This window comes from Weissella diestrammenae, assembly GCF_014397255.1.
GTDB classification, from domain to species: domain Bacteria; phylum Bacillota; class Bacilli; order Lactobacillales; family Lactobacillaceae; genus Weissella; species Weissella diestrammenae.
The window spans coordinates 64,171-87,836 of the sequence record NZ_CP060724.1; the positions used below are offsets into that span (position 1 = coordinate 64,171).

Genomic DNA, 23,666 nt, shown 5'->3' on the forward strand with positions numbered 1-23,666 from the left:
AACCATCAATTTTACATGTCATTTTGCAAAATAAAAAAGGCTAATCAAGAATTTGACCAGCCTTTTTATCATTTACAATCTAGTTTTATATTGCGTATATTTAATCTTGATTACCAAAAATACCAAATAATCGCAAAATATAGATAAACAAATTAATGAAATCCAAGTATAGTGTCAAGGCGCCATAAACAGCCACACCTTGCTCAGCAGTTTGTTGTCCAGCAACTTGATAGTACATTTGCTTCAACTTATTCATATCATATGCCGTCATTAATGCAAAGACAACAACACCAATGACTGAGATTGCTAAATAAACAATACTATTAAAGAAAAATAGATTAATGAGGCCACCGACAACTAATGCGATTACACTTCCAAACAAGAGTGAACTCATTTTAGTCATATCGCGTCGCGTCACTAAGCCATACGTTGCCATCCCACCAAACAATGCAGCAGTTGTGATAAACGCCGCAAAAATTGTTTGCAAATTCATCATCATGAAGAGTGTCGTCAAGAACACACCCATTAACACACTATATGCCATTAAGAGACCAAAAGCACGGCCTGGATTAGACATCGTTGCGCGGGCGGCCATCACACCAATCCCCATTAACAAGGCAAACATAATCAACGAAGGGACAAGCCCAGTTGTCAAAGCAATTACTTGTTTTGCAAAGACTGTTACGCCAAGAAACGATGAGGCTGCCGTTACAAGTAACGCCATGCCCATGAAACTATACACTTTTCGAAAGAACGCGTTTAACCCTGATGCATCGGGGTTAACAATACGCGGTTCCTCATGATTAAAACTAAAATTATCCATTTTAACACCCCTACGTTTTATATTTTACTTAACAAGACTATTGTATGCGAAATGGCTTAAAACAACCATAATTATTGTAAATTCATCGTTGTGTTCGCCAAAATCTTTTCATACGCAAATTCCGTGTTCTGCACGTCACCAGCACCCATAAAGACCACAACCGGATTCGAATCATGGGTCATCAATGGCGCAACATTTTCAGGAGAAACAATGCCCCCAAACTTAGTCATTTTAGCCCCTAAATCACTGGAAGAAATGTCACCAACCGTTTCACGTGCTGAAGCAAATATTTCAGTTAAATAAACCCGATCCGCCAAATTAAGTGAACTAGCAAAATCATCAAGATAAGCGATAGTTCGCGTAAATGTATGCGGTTGGAAGACTGCAATTAATTCGCGGTCAGGAAACTTTTGACGTGCAGCATCTAAAGTTGCTGTAATCTCTGATGGATGATGTGCATAATCATCAATAATTGTCACGTCACCAACCGTTTTTTCAGTAAAACGGCGTTTAACGCCTTGAAAACTCATTAACTCTTTGCGCAACAAATCAAGGTCAATTTGTTCAAAATAAGCAACAGCAATCACGGCTAATGAATTCAAAATGCCATGCTTCCCAAACAATGGCACTTGAAAATTGCCTAGCAATTCATCGTGATAATACGCATCAAAACTTGATCCATTCGTAGAACGTTTAATATTTTTTGCGACAAAATCATCATCAGAATCAATACCATAATAATAAACTGGTACATCTACAATCAATTGGCGTAAATTGGGATCATCTCCCCATGCAAAAATGCCTTTTTTAACATGCTGTCCAAAATCATTAAATGCCTGGAAAACATCTTCAATGCCTGTGTAATAATCAGGATGATCAAAATCAACATTCGTCATAATTGAATAATCAGGGGTATAGTCTTTAAAATGGCGTCGATATTCATCCGCTTCAAAGACAAAGAAACGTGCGTCTGGAATACCTTTCCCAGTCCCATCGCCAATTAGGTATGACGTTGGTGCAATCCTTGATAAAACGTGAGCCAACAAACCTGTCGTTGACGTTTTACCATGGGCACCCGCAACACCAATTGAGGTGTATTGTGTGATTAGCGCTTCGACCATTTCTGGATACGAAACAACAATGACACCGTCCTGATGCTCTAATGCTGCTGCCACCTCTACTTGATCGTCTTCAAAGGAATTACCACGAATAACGACCATACCAGGTTTAATATTATTTGCATCAAATGAATAAATTGGAATGCCAGCCTGCTCTAGTGGCTTTTGTGTAAAAGTATACTGATCAATATCTGAACCAGCCACTTGATACCCTTGGTCATGTAAAATAAGTGCCAACGCACTCATTCCTGACCCCTTAATCCCAATAAAATAATAAACATTGTCTTTATTCATAATTTTCAGTTTTTCCTATCTCTGCTGCTCGTCAAAATAATGTGAATGTGCTTTACGTGACACCGCGGTTTCTTCAGATAAAATGGCATTTAAATCAAGCCCCAGCCCAGTTGATTGTTGCCGGTCTTCAGCCACTGGTTGCTCACCACGTGTTAATAAATCGACCTGCATCTGCTTAATGTCCCGTTCATTATTTATTTCAGGATCTGATTCAACGCCAAGTGGCTGATTCAACTTATCATTAACATGGCTTATCTGATTGGCATTTTCTAACAAGTCTTCATTGCGAAATTCAGCCAAATCGGACTGTTCTACCAATAAAATATAATTCTGTTTTCGACTCATCAATTGTGCCACTTGTTTCTGATAATTAGGCAAAAATGAACGATATTGGACAACTGGCCGATTCATTTGTCACTCTCCTTATTCAGATGCAAAAATATTTTGTGCTGCAACTGATTGACAGTCAAACGATGTGCCAACTTCAGCAAAATCATCTGGCAAAATCATGGCACCAGGTACTTGTGGTGCATTTGGTAATCCCATTTCACGTCCTGAAACAATCATTCCATTTGACACAACACCACGTAATGCCCCTGGCCAAATAATCGACCCTGATGGCATCATGGCACCAACTTTAGCGACAACTACCTTGATACCCGCCCGCATATTAGGCGAACCAGAGACGATTTGAACTGTGTCGTCCGTTGAAATCCGAGTTGTTGTAATCTGTAAATGGTCTGAATCAGGATGTGGTTCAGCCTTTTCAACATATCCGACGACAAATTTAGAGTCCAAATCTGCAATTAATGTACTATCAAAATCAGTAGCTGCCAAATGTGCATTAATTTTTGCTACCTGATCAGCCGTTAAGAACACTTGACCTTTAGCGCCAGTCAAATTAAGTATTTCGCTTGCATGGAGAAGGTTTACCCCAACCAATTCGCCATCAGCATTCTTAATGACCGTCACATCATCTTTTGTTTCAGCCGTATCATTTTTGTTTGATGGTGCGGTCATGATAACCAAAACATCCCCCATCGCTTCTAAGTTATAACTTGCAATTAACATCTTTAATCTCCATAAATAATATCTTTGATAGTTGCAGAATCTAGCTTCAATGCCAGAGTTTCAACCAATTGTTTTGCAGCTTCAAAATCATCAATTGACCAAATCGTTTGATGTGTATGAATATACCGTGATGCGACACCTAGCGTGACGGAAGGAATACCATTGTTTTGAGACTGGGCGCCAGCTGAATCGGTACCACCATTAGGTACGAAATATTGCAACGGAATATGCTCATCATTTGCTAAGTCGAGAATAAACTCTTTAAGCTTCTTTGGCATGATAACACCTGGGTCAAAGACACGTAAAATTGTGCCACCACCTAGATGACCTTGTCCATGTTGTCCATGTATATCATCGGCTGTCGAACTGTCGAGGCCAAAAAATATATCTGGTTGTAACTGATGAACGGCTGGTCCAACACCACGTAATCCCACTTCCTCTTGAACATTAGCCCCCATAATTAACGTATTGGGTAATGATTGACCTTTTAGTTTTTCTAACACATCTAGAATCGTTACTAAACCAAAACGATTATCCCAACTCTTTGAGACAACAGTTTTCTGATTTGCTAATTTCTCTGTATGCGATTGTGGCACGATAAAATCGCCTGGTTGAATTCCAAAACTAATTGCTTCATCTGACGATGTAAAACCACCATCAAATAAAATTTGATCAATTGTCGGTGCCCCATTGACACCACTTTGTTCCCGCAATAAATGAGGGGCAACTGAAGACGAGACAACCGTTAAATGACTATGACGAGTAAACAGGGTAAACCGTTGTGCCGAAACAACATACGGATTCCAACCACCAACTGCCTTTACCTCAAATAATCCTTGTTCAGTGATTGATTTAACAATGAATCCAACTTCATCAAAATGTGCACCAAACATGATACGTGGTGCTGATGATTCAGAATGCTGACGGACACCATAAATCCCGCCCAATCCATTTTGATAAATTTCATCAACTAAAGCCGCGAGATCCTCTCGAAAAGCTTTTCTAACCATAAATTCTTGGCCAGATGTCCCTTGTAATTCTGTATACTTAACAATTCTGTCCCATGTTTTATCATCCATTTCATTCACACTTTCTTAATCAGGGTTTAGAATAGCTCGAATTTGCGATTCGAGCATATTAATCGCAATCAGATTTTCGCCACCTTCAGGAATAATGACGTCTGCGTATCGTTTGGTTGGTTCTACGAATTGATGATGCATCGGTTTAACCGTTGCTAAATATTGCTGAATCACAGAATCTGCCGAACGTCCTCTTTCAACCATGTCCCGTTGGAGGCGACGAATGAAACGAATATCATCATCAGTATCAACATAAATTTTAATATCTAACAAATCGCGTAATTCAGGGTCCACAAACAACAGTACGCCTTCGGCAATGATAACATCTGCCGGCTCAACTAATTGCGTCTCTTTTGCACGATTTGATTCAACATAATCGTAAATTGGTTCTTGAATTGCTTCGCGATTAATCAATTGTTTGAGATGCTGAACCATTAATGCCGTGTCAAATGAGTCTGGGTGATCATAGTTTACGGTACGCCTTTGTGCCATCGTCAAATCGGTCTGGTCGTTATAATATGCATCTTGTGCTAACATCACAACTGATTCACCTTGTAATCGATTAAATATCTCATGACTGACCGTTGTTTTTCCAGACCCCGATCCGCCTGTAACACCAATAACTACTGGACGTGATAATGCCATTTTTAAATTCCTAACCTCGTAATATTTCTAAAGCGGCAAACTCACACTCACGCGTGTGCCAACACCGACTTGACTCTCTAATGCTATTTTACCATTCAATTGCGTTACTAAATCATGGACGATTGCCAAACCTAAACCTGTACCTGGAATATTATGATTTCGCGATTTATCAACACGATAAAATCGTTCAAAAATATGTTCTTGATTCAGGCTCGAAATACCAATTCCCGTATCACTGACCATGATTTTCAGCACCTTATCGGTCATATGAGACTCAATAACAATTTGCCCCGATGGTCGATTATATTTAACTGCATTTGAAATTAAATTAGTTAATATCTGACGAACAGCATCAATTGGATAATCAAAGGCAATCTCATTTGAAACTAAATTTTGTACCTGTAACTGGTTCACGACAATACTTGTTTGTTGACTCAGGGTCACATCATTAACTAAAGTTGCCAAATGAATATGATCCTTATCTGTCACTGACTCTGATTGATCAACAACCTTAGCTAAAGCCAATATATCTTGCGTTAATGCTAATAAACGGCGTGCCTCATCTGCAATAATTTGTAAAAACTGCGCTCGCACTTGCTCATCATCAGCCGCGCCTTGCAATAACGTATCAGTAAAACCAATAATTGATGTTAACGGCGTTTTTAATTCATGTGATGCATTAGCAATAAACTGATTTTGGGTAAGCTGTAAATTCACCAATTCTGTCACATCATAAAATAATGCTAACAGGACAAAATGTCCAGCAGAGGTTTCATAATATTCCGTTGTCGTATCTAATATGTGTTTTACGCCTTCATGCTGTAATGTAATCATGTCCTGTGCATGTTTTTTATCAGTCAATGTCTTTTCTAATAACATCATTAATTGATGATTAACAATCACATCATCATAATGTTGACCTAAATTGGTTTGTGTCATATCTAACATTTGTAGTGCTTGTAAATTAATGCGCAAAATGCGTCGATCTGGCGCAATTTCAATCGCACCAATTGGCATATTATTCCATAATGTATTAAGTGCGCTTTCATTCTGTGTTGTCACTTCAATTTGTGCACGTTGCCAGGCTTGTAATTTATTCACCGCTGTCGCTAGATGGTGCAGACTGTGCTTTGGTGGCAATAAAATATTGCCGGAATCAAAGCGGTTATTCGTTTGGATACGTTCCAATCGCTCAATAAACATATTTAATTGTTTATCCCACAAATAGCGACGCCACGCCATAATTAGCGCTGTGACAGCACCAATCATACTGACAACACCAAACGCTAATTTTAACGAGTGTATTTGTATATGATAGAAAAAGGCATTAATTACAATGAGATAAGCCGTCACAATCATCGTGGCCAGAATTGTAGTTATGATAAATCTTTGAACGTACTTCATCTTACCAACCTCTATTTTTCAGGAGATAAATCAAAACGATATCCGAAACCACGCACGGTTTTTAAAATTGTTGGTTCTTTTGGATTATCTTCAATTTTGTCACGTAAGTGCGACAGATGCATATCAACCATTCGCGTATCGAGTCCTGTGAATTCAAAGCCCCAAACGCCATGCAAAATTGTTTCACGATCCAAAACACGGCCTGCTCGTTCTGCCATATAAGCCAACAATTCATATTCTTTTGGCGTTAATTTAACGTATTTTCCATTTTTTTGAACGACCATTTTATCAAAGTCGATCGTGACATCACCCACAGTCACACCATTTGTTAATTCTGTAACGTTTGACTGCTTTTTAACGTCATAACGGCGTAAAACTGCTCGCGCTCGTGCAATCACTTCACGGGGATTAAATGGTTTTGTGACATAATCATCAGCCCCAATTTCCAATCCTAGTACTTTGTCGATTTCATCATCTAAGGCCGTTATCATAATAATCGGTGTCTCAATTTGATCGTGACGTAATTGACTAGTCACATCAACACCGCTTAATCCAGGTAACATCACATCTAAGAAAATCAAATCCGGTTGTTCTTTTTTTACCATTTCAATAGCAGTCAAACCAGTATCTGCAGTAATCACACTAAAGTTATTTTTCTCAAGATTATACTTTAATAACGTTACGATTGACGGCTCATCATCAACAACCAAAATTTTTAGCATGTATCATCTTCTCCAATATCGTTACTACACTCATTCTATTGTCTATTTTAACAAAATTAATGACATTCCGGCGCTAATTATCATCGTTTTTTCACAAACCAATAAATTGTACCAATCCCAATTAATAACAAAAGGCCAAACATTAGTAATATCTTCGCACCTAGAGGCTCGACAATGTAACCAATCATAATCACAATCAATGGCACCCATAAATCAATTGAGAAAAACGAAATACTCATTACTCGCCCTAAATAATTTGGTTGACTCTCTTGTTGATTAACTGTATTCACCTTAACCGTGACAGCAGTTCGAACACATCCCGCTAAAATCACTAACAGCGTTAGCACTGGCAAAATCGGTAAGAAGGCACCAATAATTAATGCCACCCCCATCACAATCAAGTCAAGATACGCAGTTTTAAGGCTATTTAGCTGTGGCAGACGTGCTAACACTACTCCAGCAAGCAAACCAGCGATGGCTGCAAAGGATAGCATCGATGAATATGAACTTGCGTCGCCCCCATAAATTTTCTGAACTAAGTATGGCGTTGCAATTAAAAAACCTTCAAAGAAGAAATTAGCCCACATGGCTAATAACATCGATTCAAATAATTTAGGCGTCTTAAACACATATTGATAACCAGCGATAATGCTCTGAAAAATTGGTGTATCTTCACGTACCATTGGTTCTGGATGATAACGAATCAATGCATTGATTCCAGCCGTAATGATTAACATCACACCATAAATTAGCAAAAAGATACGTAAATCTATCCATTTAAATGATAATAAAACACCGCCAGCCAGTGGTCCAAGTGCCTGACCGGAAGTAAATGCCATACTAATCCAAGCATTGAACCGAGCAACGCGATCACGTTGAATCACATCTGGTAAGATGGAACGACCCGCTGGATACGCAAATGAAATATCCACATTCAGAATAAATGTAATCACAAACAACAGCCAAATTTGCGGCTGATTTGGATTTAAAAACCATGCTAAAATCAGTAATCCAATTCCGCCACCTAAGTCTGCACCCATTAATAGCAGTTTTCGATTATATCGATCAAGCAAAATGCCCACTAATAAGTCACAGGCTAAAAAAACGACAAAGCCAAATCCAGTTAGCCATCCGAGTAATTTTGCATCTCCAAAAGTTGCGACCAAAAACCAATTGAGTGCAAATCGGTAAATACCATCTCCAAAAACTGATGCAAAATTAGATGCCAATAATGGCAAACTAAACAATTGCTTCTTTTGATTCATCTCCATACGTTTGATCCCCCACCTTAAAAAATAAGCTGAAACGTGATTCCCATACGTATCAGCTCAGTTCCATTTAATTATTACTCAGCTCCTCGCGCTGTAAAAATTGCAATGAAATTTTTGAATAATACAACAAAATCAAACCACATGCTTGCATTGTCTACATATTCCAATTCAATATCTGCTCGCTTTGGATACTGAACGTCACTGCGACCACTACCTTGCCAGAGTCCCATTGCGCCAGGCCTAACCGACAAGAATTTGGTCACGCGTTCTGGTGTCTTATATTCTTTTAGTTCCTTTTCTACTATAGGTCTTGGACCAATCACAGTCATATCACCAATTAAAATGTTAAAAAACTGTGGTAACTCATCTAAACTTGTTTTTCGGACAAAGGCCCCAAAACGCGTAATACGAGGATCCTCAGCAGTTGGTAATTTATATCCATTAGCCACAAACTGATGATAAAGCCGTGGATTATCAGCTAACTTTTGTTCCGCGCCAACTACCATAGAACGAAATTTAAAAATATAAAATGGTTTCCCATATTCACCAATTCGTCGCTGACGATAAAAAATAGGACCCCGATTTTCGCCAAACCAATAGAACGGGATAATAATAGCAAAAACTGGCGATAAACTAATCAAGGCAAACAACGCCACTGAAATATCTAAGAACCTTTTTGCATATACATATTGAGGCCGTCTAGCCATGTTCATCCACCTCATAACATTTTATAACAGCCTAAAGCCATTGTACTTTCATTTAAATTGCACCGTTAAACTATTTGAAACTGGTGCGATTTCACTCGCATCACTCACTTTTTGAACCTGGTCAAATTGCACTTTTATTGTGTGCAATGATTGTGTTGATTTTTCTGGCACTAACGCAATCACAAAGGTTGAAACGGTCTTACCTGCGTCAATTTGAGCCGCACTTAATTTCACATCATTATCTAAACCACTCAGAGTATTAACCGCTTGCTTTGCTTGAAAACCAACTTGCTTCACACCATCAGTCCTTATCGTCTCGTTACTTTGATTGGTGATATCATAACTAATGATCAGCGTCGTATATGGGCCATCGATATCGCGTGAATTAAGGGCCATTTGAGCCATCTCAATTGCTTCTTTTGTTCGTGGTTCATTTTGCATCTGTTTAACCTCAGTCACACGATATTGAATTTGGTTATTTTGTAAAGACACATTCAGTTGATTATTAATCGCATCTAATTGCGCTTTACTACCGGCAGCGCTAATTGAATAATCACCAACTTTCTCTAGCTTACCAGAGGCCACAAAATGAGCTGATTGCTGATCTTTCTTTGGAATTGTGTAGGTTCTTTTATTGATTTTACCTTTTGCATTGCCTTGCAAAGGCTTCAACTCTGTTGCCTGATTTTTTTGATGGTACTGATAACCAAAGTAACCAGCCGTACTAATACCAGTGAGGATAACCACCGATAATACCCCAATCATTGTTTTTCGCATTATATTTATTCCTTACTTTTGTGTATTATCCCAAAACAAGTTGGTTTTTATCTCTAATAATTCGATACCCATAGATCGGATAGTCATTATTTTCATCTTTAATTCGCAATATCAGATCATCTGGGATTGCCATCATAACTAGGTCTTTTAATTGTAATTGATGACTTTGATCAAGACACAAATAAAGCGCATCAGCCTGACAATCAATCCGTCCAATCGAAAATAATTTAGTCTCTAATTTCACCACTAAATCATATGTCATATTCATGCCACTCGTGGCAGCCTTAAATTGCTTAAAATTCATCGATTGCACCTCAAACCATTAGTTCCATTATCCAATGTTTTCCCATATACGTCAAAAAAATTTATACCAACTATCAATCTGTTTAACATTTATCATCAGATTATCTCGAGAGACTAGATCATAATCAATGACAACAACAAAAAACACTTCGAAAGCATAGCCCACTTTCGAAGTGTTTCATCATACAAATTAAGTCACTTTCTATCCAAAGAAACTCTTTTTAGGTTTGTCAGTCAACAACCGTTGATAAGCTTTCAAGGCTTCCTGTTGTTCCTTAGTCAATTTAGTTGGCACATCAATATAAACAATCACATATTGATCACCCATACCATTGCCTCGAACATAAGGGGCACCTTTACCACGCAGGCGGAAACGTTTACCATTAGCCGTACCTGCAGGAATCTTTAACTTTGCTTCCCCATGCACTGTTTTAACAATAATTTCGCCACCCAAAGTTGCAGTTGCATAATCTAATGGTTGTTCAAGATAGACATCTGCTCCATCCCGTTCAAAGCCATCTTTTGAAGCTGAGACCCGAAATACCACAAATAGATCACCAAATGGCCCACCATTCGAACCTACTTCTCCATAACCAGACATGCGCATTTGTTGGCCATCTTCAATACCAGCAGGTACTGTCACTTTGACTTTCTTATGCTCACTTTGTCCATTAGCTCCTGTACGGTTATATTCAACTTCAGTTTCTTTTCCAAATACAGCTTCTTCAAATGTCAACGTCATCCGATATTGCAAATCCGACCCTTTACGTGGCCGATTGGGATCAAAACCACCACCAAACATTTGACTAAAGATATCACCAAAGTCCGAATAACCACCTTGCCCACCAAAGCCGCCAAAGCCACCTTGGCCACCAAAGCCTTGTTGATCTCCAGTCGTACCAAACTGATCATAAGCAGCACGTTTTTGCTCATCACTTAATGTCTCATATGCTTCTTGAACTTCTTTATACTTGTCTTCAGCACCAGGTTCTTTATTAATATCTGGATGATACTTTTTTGATAACTTTCGATATGCTTTTTTGATCTCGTCTTGTGATGCGTTCTTGTCCACACCAAGTGTTTGATATAGTTCTGTATTGTTCATGAGGAACAGCCTCCATTTTTTAAGTTTTTATGTAGAAAAGTGAGGCCTAAACCCTCACTTTTAATATTCTCAGCGTTCCTCAACTCAAACAATTACTTGTTGTCGTCAGAAACATCTTCAAAGTCACCATCAACGGTATTATCATCCTTTGGCTTTTCAGCATCGGCGCCTTCTTGAGGGGCTGATTGTTGATATAATTTAACCGCTAATTCTTGTGCAACCTTTTCCAAAGCTTCCTTCTTTTCCTTCATAACATCAAGGTCATCGGATTCTTTGGCTGACTTCAATTCAGTCAAGGCATCGGAAACAGGCTTTTTGTCTGCATCTTCCAACTTGTCCCCAACTTCTTCAAGTGTCTTTTCTGATGAGAAGATTAATTGATCAACATCATTGCGCAAGTCAACTTCTTCCTTACGCTTTGCGTCAGCTTCTTCATTTGCTTTAGCGTCGTTCATCATTTTTTCGATTTCTTCATCTGATAAAGCACCAGAATTTTGAATTGTAATCTTTTGTTCCTTTTGCGTACCTAAGTCCTTAGCAGAAACCGTTACGATACCGTTACGGTCAATGTCAAACTTAACCTCAATTTGTGGTACACCACGAGGTGCAGCTGGAATATCAGTCAATTGGAAACGACCCAATGTCTTGTTGTCTGCTGCCATAGCACGCTCACCTTGTAAGACATGAATATCAACTGCTGGTTGATTATCGGCTGCCGTAGAGAATACTTGTGACTTTGAAGTTGGAATGGTCGTATTACGATCAATCAACTTTGTGAAGACACCACCCATTGTTTCAATTCCCAATGTCAAAGGCGTCACATCAAGCAAAACAACATCCTTAACATCTCCAGTAATCACACCACCTTGAATCGCAGCACCTAAGGCAACCGCTTCGTCAGGGTTAATTGAGTGATTTGGTTCTTTACCAGTAATATCTTTAACGAACTCTTGAACAGCTGGAATTCGTGTTGATCCACCATTCAAAATGACTTGGTCAATATCTGAACTTGATAGACCAGCATCCTTCAAAGCAGTTTCAACAGAAACCTTTGTGCGCTCAACCAAATCACGCGTTAATTGGTTGAACTTTGCACGCGTCAAAGTTGTTTGGATGTGCAATGGTCCATTATCTGAAGAAGCGATAAATGGCAAGTCAATTTGAGCTTCAGTTGCTTGCGACAAAGTTTTCTTTGCTGTCTCTGCAGCATCCTTCAAACGTTGTAATGCAAGCGTATCTTGCTTCAAATCAATCCCATTTTCTGACTTAAAGTCTTCAGCTAACCAATCAATCACCTTTTGGTCAAAATCATCACCACCAAGGTGTGTATCACCAGCCGTTGAAAGTACTTCGAAGACACCATCACCTAATTCAAGGACAGACACGTCAAATGTTCCACCACCCAAATCATAAACTAGGATTTTTTCATCCTTATTTAAATCATCTAGTCCGTAAGCCAATGCTGCTGCAGTTGGTTCGTTGATGATACGTTCAACTTCCAAGCCAGCAATTTTTCCAGCATTCTTCGTTGCTTGACGTTGAGCGTCATTGAAGTAAGCAGGTACCGTGATAACGGCCTTAGTCACATCTTCACCCAAATAATCTTCCGCATACTTTTTAATGTATTGCAAAATCATGGCTGAAACTTCTTCTGGTGTGTAATCCTTACCAGCAACTGAAACTTTGTAACCATCTTCACCCATGTGTGACTTGATTGACATAATCGTATCAGCGTTAGTAATCGCTTGACGCTTAGCTGTATCACCCACTTGTGTCTCACCATTCTTGAATGAAACAACAGATGGTGTTGTCCGTCCACCATTTGGGTTAGTAATAATCTTTGGTGTGCCACCTTCCAAAACAGCAACTGCTGAATTAGTCGTTCCCAAATCAATTCCGATAATCTTTGACATATCTAAATACCTCGATTTTAATTTTTTTATTTATTTGCGAAATAATCCGAAATCATTCGGAACAGGGCAAATAAACGAGTTCTAGTTTAAAGTCTAAAACTAGTTTATTTACCCTATTCCCAACAACCTAGATTATCACTTTGACATTCTTAATTCACTAATTATAAACAACTACCATTGCTGGCCGTACAACACGATCAGCTAGGACGTATCCCTTTTGCAAAACTTGGGCAATTGTGTCTACTGGATGCTCATCATCAGCTGGCTGTGATTGTACTGATTGGTGATATTCTGGATTAAACACTTCACCAACTTCTCCGACTGCTATGACATCATTATCTTTCAGCGCATTTTCCAAGGTTTTATAAACCATCTCAACGCCTGTCTTAATCTGATTAGCTGCTGCATCATCAGCATCAACCATCAAGGCACGTTCTAAATTGTCCAATGCTGGTAATATCGATTTTGCTAATTTTTGCGTTGCATACTTTAAAGTCGTCGCCTGCTCTTTAGCAAATCTCGTCTGCATATTTTGCATTTCAGCATTGACTCGTAAGTACTTATCTTCTAATTCGTTATATTGCGTCTGTAGCGTCGCAAGTGAATCATCCTCAACAGTATCTACTTCAGCTTCGGCCCCTTCAGTTTCAACAACTTCATCGACGCTCTCTTGGTCCTCAACTACTTGGTTTTCTTTTTCTTCTGCCATGTCAACACCTCTTTTCTAATAATATTCTTTTAATTCATCAACGACTAACTGTCGAATCGTAACCATCAACGACACCACATCATCGTACGGTAAATTCGTCGGCCCAAGAATTGCCAACTCACCATAACCATGCTTTGGAATCTGATACGTCATCGACAGCAGGCTATAAGGTACAAGTAACGGATTAGGGTTCTCATCTCCAATTTGGATCAAAACGCCATCGTTTACTGTACCAATTGCCTGTCGCATTGCCTTTGGATTTTCCAAAAGCTGATACAACGCCTTCATATCACTTAACCGTGTATCAGTCGTAAAATCCATGACATTTAAGCGACCGCCAATAAAGACTTGGTCTTGAATTGAACGTGCCAATATGTCACCAAACAACTGTAAAAATGCTTGTGGTGAACGAATCGTTCGTTCCAAATCAAGCGGCAAATCGCCGCTTAGACTATTCAGCGCCTCTCGAATTGGTCGCCCAACAAGTTGATTATTAATGTAACTCACAATGCTTTGTAATTCCGCGATCGATGCCCCTTTAGGTAACCGAAAACTTTGACTGGTTGTCTGTCCATCGCTTGTTACCACGATAGCCATGTTTTGTTGACCATCAATGGGAATCAACTGAAATCCTGACAATCGCACATCAAACGCCTCTGGTTTTAGCGCAATCACGGTATACCCTGTCATATCCGCTACAATTTTTGTCACCTGAGTTAACAAGTCATCAACCTGTTGAAACCGTCGACTAAATACTTGCTGAATTTGACGTTGCACATCTTTTGCAATCTGGCCTTTTTTCATTAAGTAATCAACATAATAACGATACCCAAGTTGCGAAGGAATTCGACCTGATGACGTGTGCTCTTTTTGAAGTAAGCCACGTCCTTCTAGCTGTGCCATCTCATTTCGAATAGTTGCTGAACTAACAGGTAAGCCAATATCGACAAGTAACGATTTTGACCCAACTGCTTTTCCCAAACGGGCATAGTCAGTAATAATCGCACCCAGTATTAACCTTTGTCGTTCTGTTAACATCTGCCCGCTCCTCTCAACTTGAATTTAGCACTCGTTAATAACATTTGCTAACATACTTAATCATACACTATTTAAAAACCATGTCAACTCTTTTTGGCACTTAATTTATTAGAGTGCTAAAAAGAGTTTTCTACCTAAAATTTATGGAAATCAAATAAAAAACAACATTTTCTAATCTTTCAAAATCAATCATTGATTTTAAGAAATTAAGAAAATGTTGTCAAAATAAATCTTGCGCTACACTATTTAGCTTTAAACATTATTTATCCAAACTAGATGTTTAACGTCGACGTTTTTGTAATAACAAACGTCCCCCAAAGAATACAATCAGAAAGACAACGACAGGCCAAAAGATTAACCAAAACCAATCGATCGGACGCAAGTTATTTTTAGTCTGCGTCGTTGTTGATAGTTTGTGGGCTAAACTTTGACTAATTTTCACCGTTTGGGTTGAGGTTTGCTTCTCACTACCATTATTAATGGTTACTTTTAACTTATAGTGACCAGCTTTTAAGTCGGCCAAATTATTTTTTAGATTAATGGCTGTCTGAGCTTTTGGCACTAACGATACCTTTTGATCATGTTTAGTAAAGACAACTTTGCCATCACTATTAGTTAAAGTTGACGAAATTAGCAAATCTTTTGCCATCTTCGTTTCGGTATTAGCGATTTGCAACTGTAAAATTTTCTTAGTCTTAGGCAAGTAAAATTTTGTGCCTGATAGTGTCACAAATGGCGTTACCTCTTTATCAGTCTCCGTCAAATATACAGGAATTTGTGTCGCGTCTTTTGAAAAAACGTCCGTAAATGAAACGCCACCGACTAATGTTCCATCAAACGAACTCGTTGGCGTAGTAAGTGTGGCAGGGACGTCTACCGTTGAATTTGCTGGCACTGTAATCAGTTTGTCAATCTTCATCATGTCACCAACTTTAGCTGGCAGCGTCGTTGAAACATCAGAATTAGTCCCAACAAAATGAATTTTCCCATTTGACAAAGTTATTGCAGTTCCTGTAGCGACACTAAAAACAAGTTCTTGCGCTGTATTATTTTTAACATGGTACATAATATCTTCAGTCTGACCAGGTGCCAACCGTAAATCAATCGCTTGATTTGAATTGTTTTGCACTTGATGTGTCGGCACATATGCTGTCACATCAAACCGCGTCACTGAATCATCAGCAAAGGTCATGCCTTAGAAACTAATCATACCCAAAAACACAGCTAATAGCATTGTTAATTTCATGTATTTTTTCATTCTAAAGCCCACTTCTTTCGATTTATACCTAACATTTTATTAATCAAGAAAATCTCGTAATTGCTTTGAACGTGATGGATGACGCAACTTACGTAAGGCCTTCGCCTCAATTTGACGAATTCTTTCACGTGTGACACCAAATACTTTCCCAACTTCTTCCAATGTACGCGTTCGACCATCTTCAAGTCCAAAACGCAACCGCAAAACATTTTCTTCCCGGTCAGTCAATGTATCTAACACTGATTCTAATTGCTCTTTTAGCATCTGATAAGCTGCCGAGTCAGCTGGTGACACAGCCTCATTATCCTCAATGAAGTCACCCAAGTGAGAATCATCCTCCTCACCAATTGGCGTTTCCAGCGAGACTGGTTCTTGCGCAATTTTCAAGATGTCGCGGACCTTATCTGTCGCAATATCCATTTCTGCCCCAATTTCTTCTGGCGTTGGTTCACGACCTAAGTCAGACAGCAATTGACGCTGAATGCGAATTAATTTGTTAATCGTTTCAACCATGTGAACTGGAATTCGGATTGTTCGTGCTTGATCAGCAATCGCACGAGTAATGGCTTGACGAATCCACCAAGTCGCATAAGTCGAAAACTTGAATCCTTTACGATAATCAAATTTTTCAACCGCCTTCATCAAGCCCATGTTTCCTTCTTGAATCAAATCCAAGAATTGCATACCTCGGCCAACATACCGCTTAGCAATCGAAACAACCAATCGTAAATTAGCTTCAGCCAACTCTTGCTTTGCAGATTCATCCCCAGCTTCAATTCGTTCAGCCAAAGAAACTTCTTCATCCCCGCTTAACAGGCTAACCCGACCAATTTCTTTCAAATACATCCGAACTGGATCGTTAATTTTCATCCCGGTCGGCGCATCAGCTGCTTGTTTCATTTCTTTATCTGATAACGCTGTCTTCTTATTATTTAATGCACGAACTGAAGGTTCACCACTTTCATCAACAATTGAAATGCCAGCCGCTTCGACTTTATCATATAATTCATCAATTTGATCAGCATTTAAATTCCAACGCTTAACTAGTGTTTCTTGCAATTCGTCTTCTTTAATTGAAGTTGCTGCTTTATATTCTTTAACTAACTTCTTAATCGCCTTATCAAAACCTTTTTGGTCAAATTCAGACGTTGCCTCAACCTTTTTCTTCTCTACCATACTTATTCCCCTTATTTTGACGCGACAGCTTGGCTAGTTCTTGTTCGCGTAATAATGCGATTAATTCAAAACTGATCTGAGCCGCCAACGTATCATTATGAATCTGCTTTGCTTCACTTAATTCTTTTCTTTTCTTACTAATTCGAATAGTGAGTGGCGCACGTTGTAAGATAACTGCTAAGTACTCAGGTACTTGGCTGCTATCACGCATCAACTCATCTGGCACTTGATCTAAACTAGCTAAAATTCGAATCAGTCCCGGTTCTTTAACAAAATTCATAAATCCAGCTAAATCAACAATTTTATCTAGTTGATGTTTACTTTTGTAATCACTTGCTAACATCAGTAACGTTTCAAATGCCACATCAACAAAATGAAAGTCGACGTTACTTGTCACTTTTAACCAAATGTCTAGATCTTTTAACATCCAAGCAAATAGTGTTCGCTCGGCTTGCTCAAGTCGCGTATATTTTGGCTTTTCAACTGATGTTGACTGCGCTATTGATTGACTCGGCATATTCGGTGCTTCTCTTTGATGCCACTTTTCTTGATTCACCGATGTATTCTGTGCAATCTTTGTCAACAACAATGGCTGCAATTGCTCATTTAATCCATCATAATTCAAATTAAATTCGCTTGCCAATTTTTGCAGATAGGTTTGACGGACAACTGGTTCATTAACACTAGCAATTATCGGTAATATCTCTCTAATATATGAAAATATTTCGACTTGATTATTTAAATCATAGTTTCCCTTTAAATAACGTAAATTAAAGGCAATTGGGTCTTCTGTATTATGTTGTAACACATTTTGAAACGCTTCCACCCCTTGACTACGCAAAAATTCATCAGGATCTTGAGTGTCAGGAATATGAATCACTTGCGCCTTCATTTGACTAAAACGTCCAATTAACTCTAACGCTCGTTGTGTTGCTGCCTGTCCAGCGTTATCTGAATCATAGGTGATATTGATCTTTTGTGCTATCCGATTAAGTCGTTGGACTTGATCCTGCGTCAAGCTGGTTCCCATCGACGCCACACCATTTCTAATACCCGCCTGGAAGGCCGCAATCACATCCATAAAGCCTTCAAAGAGAATCACTGTTTTGGACTTACTAATATCGTTTTTTGCTAAATCTAAATTAAATAATTCGTTTGACTTATTAAATAGGATACTTTCTGGACTATTCATGTATTTAGCCACATCGGCATCATTTGATAGCCGCCGTCCTGAAAATGCGATTGGTGCGCCAGTTTGATTACGTATAGTGAATAACACTCGGTCTGTAAATCGGTCATGCAATGACCCATCATCCCACTCAATAAATAACTCTGATTCTCTTAACAACTGATAGTCATACTTCTTCTCTGTGACATATTTTAACAAGACGTCATCAGTCGGTGCATAGCCAAGCATAAATGCATCAATCGTTGCATCGTCTACACCTCGCTGATACAAATACTGCAATGCAGTATCGCCAATTTCAGTATTAATCAAAAGATGATGGTAGAATTTAGTTGCTTCATCGTATAACTTTAATAATTGTCGTTCATTTTCTGGCAAACGAGCTTCACGAGTTGGGTTCGAATAACTCGCATCCAAGGGAATACCCCCAACTTCAGCAACTTTTGCTACAGCTTGTGGAAATGACAGGTTTTCTTTTTCCATGAGAAAAACGAAAGCATTACCACCGCGGCCACATGAAAAACAATGAAAAATCTGCTTATCCTCGTTCACGGAGAACGATGGTGTTCTTTCTTCATGCCAAGGACATTTTCCAAAAAGATTACGTCCTTGCTTTTTCAAAGAGACATATGGACTAATAATGTCCACGATATTAACATTTTGTCGAATATTTTCGACAATTTCATTTGGAATAGAGAGTGCGATAGTCAACCTCCTCCTAATCAAATACAATAATTAGCAGCTTAAAGTATCTCACTTTGTATCATGGTTTGTCAACCCCTATTGAAACGGGTTATAGGTTGATATATGGGCATTTTTAATTTAATCGATTTGTATTATGTAAACTAGGCAGTGCCGAGAGATGTCAATAGCAAACCGACCGAATTTCTATATAAAAAGTCAAAAACATAAATAGAACACGCAACAAACATAGTTGTATCAACGTATAACGAGATAATTTACAATTTGGTTACAAAATCGTAAAAATTAAATGTTTTTATCTACATTTTTTGTCTTCCTTATCCGACCATTTTTCACGGTCTCTCTTTCTCATTTTTCAGTCTACTGATGTCTAGTAATTGGTCAATTTGTACATTTGGGTACAGTTAAACAGACCTACCATATTTATAGCAAGCCATCATTTACTATTTCATTGGTAATTGGTTACGCTGACTTCTGTTTTGACCTTAGAATGCGTTTCTGCGCAACCTCAAAACGATGTTTTGGTGCATGCCAGTCTAACACACCCATTGGTTTATTGTTTATCTCCCTGGTCACATAATTTAAATTGACCTGAAGTACCTTAGTAAATCGAGTGCCTTTAGGAAAATATGATCTTAGCCGTTTATTGCGTTCTTCGTTTGTACCTCTCTGCCAAGGTGAATAAGCATCTGCATAGAATACCCTGATATGATAATTGCATGACATTATTGATAGCATCTGCCGTTTTATCTTTGGCTTTCAGTGCAACAGTATAGCGTGTTTTACGTTCTACGAACGTTAGGACTAGTGCCTTACTATCTTTTGGTCCCTCAACACCATCGACCTCCCAGCGTCCAAAATCAAGGCGCTCCTCAATTCTTCTACTGCGATGTGATATGTGGTGTTCAATAAAAAACTGTTTATCAGGAACGTTTGATCTAAACGGCTTTGGTTTAGTCCGATACTTTTTAGTTCGGTACGGAATTAGACCTCGATGTGCATACGCATAGAGCGTCGCTGTCGACATCGGTAACGTCGTCCCCATCGCAATCTGTTCAAGACTCCACTGCTTGTCTAATAGCTCATTAATTTTTCTTTGTCGTCGATTAGTCAACAATAATTCTCGACGTGTCGTTTCATGTAGCCGCGTCTGCGCTGTGAACTGCGCAAAGTCAGCCTCATAATCAAAGACACGCGTATGGTTCTTAATATTTGGTCTCCTTGTGTTCCTGTGTACCTCATCAACGATAGTTGATTTCGCACGTCCTATTTCTTTGGCTATCTTTAAATACGACAGCCCTTGCTTTCTAAGTATCTGAATTTGAACTCGTTCAGCATATGTTAAATGTATGAATTTCCTACCCATAAAATATCCTCACTTATTAAAAATAAATACAATTAATTATCTCAAAACATATATAAAAAACACTAAACATCATCAAAATGACATTTAGTGTTAATTAGAAAACAAATTTAATCTATATTTTTTTCAACAAGATATAGCTGAATCCAAGAATTGATAACAAAACACCCACCAATCCAGAGTACAACATTAGATTTGTTGCACTCGTACTTGGCAACGTATTCCCTTGTTTACCATTGTAAACTGGGCTAGTTGAATTAGATGTAATTGTTGTACCAGGTTTTAAAGGACTAACCGGTTGAGTTGGGTTAGTAATAGTAGCATCTTTAGAATATACATAAGTAACTACCTGATTGTTTGTATCAAAAACACCCTTGGCATTTCCTTGCACTTCTTTAAGCGTGTATCCGGTGAATGTAAGTTGATCTGTTTCATACTTCTCTCCAACATTACCCGTTTTTACGACGTCTTTTGCAAGAACATTATTATCAGTATCAATATATTTTGCTGTGACATTCGTGCTAGTAATAGGTAATTTCTTGTATATATACTTAACCGTACGGTCGTCATTTTTAAACTGTCCTGACTCAAAACCAACTACAGAGGCTAGCTCATAGCCCGGTATATCAAGTTTTTGTGTTTGATAACTCTGTCCTACTTCTCCATAAAAATACTTATTCTCTGCAAGTTGTTGTCCATCTTCATTAATATAACTTGCAGTAACCATACGATAGCTATCAAAGTATACAGTATTATTCAAATAGTCATCTTCATAGAATTTACCTAGCTCATTTACACCTGAGTGTGTTTTATCCCAAGAAATCTTAGCTGTATTTTTCACCTCAACTTGATCGGCCTGTGTCATGTTTGCGAATTCAATCTTAATGCCCTTAATTTTAGTCACATCATTCGGCGGTGTTTGACTAAACGTCGTCTTATCTTCTGTGTACTGAATGGTGTATGTTGTTTTAGACGGTGCAATAATTTTCGGAAGAGCTTGAATCACAACAGCATCTGAAAACAGGATTGTCTGTACAAATTTATTAGTGTATCCAGAATTTTGCGATACGATTTTTGATATTTCAACATTACTTGGATCATCTTTTTTTATTTTTATCGTTGGACTAAAATATTCATTATGTCCATTGATCACTAACCATCTACCCGTTACACCACCCAAATTCCTTTGCATCGGCTTAGATGCCTCATCAGTAATATTACTTTCTTGTGTAGATTGTGTTGTATTATTCTGATTACTATCTGCATGCACCTGATTTGCAAGTGGTGAAATTATAGTTCCCAGCAACGCCCCAAGCATTGCCACCCTCAATATCTTATTCTTCATTTTAATTCCCCTAGAATATTGTTATTATTGCTATTTATCACAACACTATTTTAACATTTTCTATACATAAAGTAATTACTTTCAGTATGCATTCAAAATAATTTTCTTATTTAATCACATATTTTTTATAGCTGATGACGTTAGGAAATGCATCTAACATTTTATATTCTTTTCTACTTTTCTACTTTTCTACTTTTCTACTTTTCTACTTTTCTACTTTTTAGTGTATTCTGCCCACATGATGTTGTCTATTTTAAAAAGACTTTCTCCGATATAAACCCAATCATCATTTTGACCTGACACAAAGTCAGTAATGATACTCGCATTGAACCCCTCTTCACTATGATTGCGCTCTTGTATTTTCACTTTCATAGAATTGGCATAAGCATACATTTCCTTTTTACTTGTTTTTTAGTTCTTAAACGTGATCCTATTCACTCACCACTCTCTAATTACATTCTTTACCTCAATGGGATAATAGTAGTCCTTAGACGACATCTGACTATTAGAATCGTTACCCTCTTTTATTTCATAACAATGCAGAACAATACTACAATCAAAACCTTTTATGGCTACTAGGTCTCCACATGCAAACAAGCCATTCAAAAATATGTTAAAATTAAGTTATTAATTTAATAGCTGATCGTTATCCCCGGATAACGCGGTAACAGCAGTTTGTATATTCTACTAGGGCGCCAACAATTGGTGAGGAATATGCATACTGCTGTTTTGTATTTTAGGAGGATTCATTTTATGGAAGAATATACTTTAAATGTTAAAAGAACAAATGAGTTAAGCGCAGAAGAACTCATTTCTATCTTTAAACAACGTGTAAACATATTTGTTGTAGAGCAGAAATGTCCGTACCAAGAAGTTGATGATAAAGATTATATTGCCGTCCATGTCTATTTGACCGATACAAATAATAATATTGTCGCTTATACACGAATAATTACCGGCGAAGATCCAAACATCATAAGTTTTGGTCGCGTTCTTGTGGTTAAAAAATATCGTCATCTTAAATTAGGCCGTAAAATTGTGCAAGCTACTTTAGATTATATTAAGCTGAATTACCCGAAGAAAAAGATTCAAATTGGAGCTCAAAATTATCTCCAAAATTTTTATCATTCTTTTGGTTTTAAAAACATTTCACCCGTGTATTTGGAAGATAATATTCCTCACGTAGATATGATACTAGATGTCTAATATAATCTTAACGCTATTAAATTAATAGACTATCTGCAACATTATCATTGTCCAGATAGTTTTTTTGACCACCCAGTTAAATTAATTTATTATCGAAACACGTCTGTCTGAAAAAAGTTTATTTTATTAGCGTTGCAGCTACTATCGAACCCATTAGTGAAAGCAATTATTCTTTGCTCTTTACACCATCAGCCTGTGCGGAGCACCGAGCTATTAAGAGTAATTCCAAATATCTCTCGAAAAGTTCTTAACACTTAATTTAGAGAATTGGGAAAACACCAGAACAATATCACAAATTTTTCAATGGATTATCTACACATGTCAATTATTCTATTTCTAAATACAGAACATCATTTATTAGTATTTCCACTTTTCTAATATAAACAGTAATACTCAAAAAGTATTGCTTGATAACTCTAACAACAATTTGCATTTCACTTTAATTACTATC

Annotated in this window: 24 protein-coding genes; 2 read left to right on the forward strand and 22 right to left on the reverse strand. The window is 38.0% G+C overall.

The features are described from left to right. Positions 1-100: 100 nt before the first annotated feature. From H9L19_RS00285 to H9L19_RS00390, 22 genes are all read right to left on the reverse strand, one after another. Complete coding sequence (locus H9L19_RS00285; RefSeq protein WP_187529212.1) at positions 101-823, reverse strand: Bax inhibitor-1/YccA family protein; 723 nt, start codon at positions 821-823, stop codon at positions 101-103. Between the two features lie 71 nt (positions 824-894). Further along, positions 895-2,235, reverse strand: coding sequence for a UDP-N-acetylmuramate--L-alanine ligase (gene murC, locus H9L19_RS00290; RefSeq protein WP_187529213.1), 1,341 nt, complete (start codon positions 2,233-2,235; stop codon positions 895-897). Positions 2,236-2,250: 15 nt separating this feature from the next. After that, the gene (locus H9L19_RS00295; protein ID WP_187529214.1) at positions 2,251-2,646 is read right to left on the reverse strand and encodes a hypothetical protein; all 396 of its coding nucleotides are present in this window, start codon (positions 2,644-2,646) and stop codon (positions 2,251-2,253) included. A gap of 12 nt (positions 2,647-2,658) precedes the next feature. Beyond that, on the reverse strand, positions 2,659-3,306 hold the full coding sequence (gene ytpR / locus H9L19_RS00300; RefSeq protein WP_187529215.1) for a YtpR family tRNA-binding protein: 648 nt from the start codon (positions 3,304-3,306) through the stop codon (positions 2,659-2,661). 2 nt (positions 3,307-3,308) lie between these two features. Further along, the gene (gene pepA / locus H9L19_RS00305) at positions 3,309-4,385 is read right to left on the reverse strand and encodes a glutamyl aminopeptidase (RefSeq protein WP_187529216.1); all 1,077 of its coding nucleotides are present in this window, start codon (positions 4,383-4,385) and stop codon (positions 3,309-3,311) included. Positions 4,386-4,400: 15 nt separating this feature from the next. After that, positions 4,401-5,030, reverse strand: a complete 630-nt coding sequence (gene udk / locus H9L19_RS00310; RefSeq protein ID WP_187529217.1) for a uridine kinase — start codon at positions 5,028-5,030, stop codon at positions 4,401-4,403. Between the two features lie 27 nt (positions 5,031-5,057). Further along, entirely contained in the window at positions 5,058-6,434 is a 1,377-nt protein-coding gene (locus H9L19_RS00315) for a sensor histidine kinase (protein ID WP_187529218.1), read from the reverse strand. Positions 6,435-6,445: 11 nt separating this feature from the next. Further along, positions 6,446-7,156: a response regulator transcription factor gene (locus tag H9L19_RS00320; protein ID WP_187529219.1), complete on the reverse strand. Its 711-nt coding sequence runs from the start codon at positions 7,154-7,156 to the stop codon at positions 6,446-6,448. 80 nt (positions 7,157-7,236) lie between these two features. Next, a complete protein-coding gene (locus H9L19_RS00325) occupies positions 7,237-8,427 on the reverse strand; it encodes an MFS transporter (protein WP_187529220.1) in 1,191 nt (396 codons plus the stop codon). A 74-nt stretch (positions 8,428-8,501) separates the two neighbouring features. Continuing rightward, entirely contained in the window at positions 8,502-9,134 is a 633-nt protein-coding gene (locus tag H9L19_RS00330) for a sugar transferase (RefSeq protein WP_243198184.1), read from the reverse strand. A gap of 48 nt (positions 9,135-9,182) precedes the next feature. Beyond that, positions 9,183-9,911, reverse strand: a complete 729-nt coding sequence (locus H9L19_RS00335; RefSeq protein WP_187529222.1) for a hypothetical protein — start codon at positions 9,909-9,911, stop codon at positions 9,183-9,185. Positions 9,912-9,936: 25 nt separating this feature from the next. Beyond that, positions 9,937-10,215 (reverse strand): hypothetical protein, encoded by a 279-nt coding sequence (locus H9L19_RS00340; RefSeq protein ID WP_187529223.1) that lies wholly within the window; start codon positions 10,213-10,215, stop codon positions 9,937-9,939. A gap of 201 nt (positions 10,216-10,416) precedes the next feature. Then, a complete protein-coding gene (locus H9L19_RS00345) occupies positions 10,417-11,319 on the reverse strand; it encodes a DnaJ C-terminal domain-containing protein (RefSeq protein ID WP_187529224.1) in 903 nt (300 codons plus the stop codon). A gap of 92 nt (positions 11,320-11,411) precedes the next feature. Further along, positions 11,412-13,232 carry a molecular chaperone DnaK gene (dnaK, locus tag H9L19_RS00350; protein WP_187529225.1) on the reverse strand — a complete coding sequence of 607 codons (1,821 nt, stop codon included), beginning with the start codon at positions 13,230-13,232 and terminating at the stop codon, positions 11,412-11,414. A gap of 157 nt (positions 13,233-13,389) precedes the next feature. Then, positions 13,390-13,941, reverse strand: coding sequence for a nucleotide exchange factor GrpE (gene grpE, locus H9L19_RS00355; protein ID WP_187529226.1), 552 nt, complete (start codon positions 13,939-13,941; stop codon positions 13,390-13,392). Positions 13,942-13,956: 15 nt separating this feature from the next. Beyond that, on the reverse strand, positions 13,957-14,979 hold the full coding sequence (gene hrcA / locus H9L19_RS00360; protein WP_187529227.1) for a heat-inducible transcriptional repressor HrcA: 1,023 nt from the start codon (positions 14,977-14,979) through the stop codon (positions 13,957-13,959). A gap of 280 nt (positions 14,980-15,259) precedes the next feature. After that, positions 15,260-16,171 (reverse strand): WxL protein peptidoglycan domain-containing protein, encoded by a 912-nt coding sequence (locus H9L19_RS00365; protein WP_187529228.1) that lies wholly within the window; start codon positions 16,169-16,171, stop codon positions 15,260-15,262. A 105-nt stretch (positions 16,172-16,276) separates the two neighbouring features. After that, positions 16,277-17,413 carry an RNA polymerase sigma factor RpoD gene (gene rpoD, locus H9L19_RS00370; RefSeq protein ID WP_187529229.1) on the reverse strand — a complete coding sequence of 379 codons (1,137 nt, stop codon included), beginning with the start codon at positions 17,411-17,413 and terminating at the stop codon, positions 16,277-16,279. Next, on the reverse strand, positions 17,391-19,310 hold the full coding sequence (dnaG, locus tag H9L19_RS00375) for a DNA primase (RefSeq protein ID WP_187529230.1): 1,920 nt from the start codon (positions 19,308-19,310) through the stop codon (positions 17,391-17,393). The genes rpoD and dnaG overlap by 23 nt, the downstream gene beginning before the upstream one ends. Positions 19,311-19,944: 634 nt before the next feature. Continuing rightward, the gene (locus tag H9L19_RS00380) at positions 19,945-20,667 is read right to left on the reverse strand and encodes an IS30 family transposase (protein WP_187529231.1); all 723 of its coding nucleotides are present in this window, start codon (positions 20,665-20,667) and stop codon (positions 19,945-19,947) included. 112 nt (positions 20,668-20,779) lie between these two features. Further along, complete coding sequence (locus tag H9L19_RS00385; RefSeq protein WP_187529232.1) at positions 20,780-22,009, reverse strand: MucBP domain-containing protein; 1,230 nt, start codon at positions 22,007-22,009, stop codon at positions 20,780-20,782. A 213-nt stretch (positions 22,010-22,222) separates the two neighbouring features. Further along, on the reverse strand, positions 22,223-22,381 hold the full coding sequence (locus H9L19_RS00390) for a hypothetical protein (RefSeq protein WP_187529233.1): 159 nt from the start codon (positions 22,379-22,381) through the stop codon (positions 22,223-22,225). Positions 22,382-22,762: 381 nt separating this feature from the next. Here H9L19_RS00390 and H9L19_RS00395 point away from each other — a divergent pair, with 381 nt between their 5' ends. Together H9L19_RS00395 and H9L19_RS08480 are read left to right on the forward strand one after the other, a co-directional pair. After that, positions 22,763-23,215 (forward strand): GNAT family N-acetyltransferase, encoded by a 453-nt coding sequence (locus tag H9L19_RS00395; RefSeq protein ID WP_187529234.1) that lies wholly within the window; start codon positions 22,763-22,765, stop codon positions 23,213-23,215. Between the two features lie 195 nt (positions 23,216-23,410). Further along, complete coding sequence (locus tag H9L19_RS08480; protein ID WP_420855813.1) at positions 23,411-23,473, forward strand: hypothetical protein; 63 nt, start codon at positions 23,411-23,413, stop codon at positions 23,471-23,473. Positions 23,474-23,666: the final 193 nt, after the last annotated feature.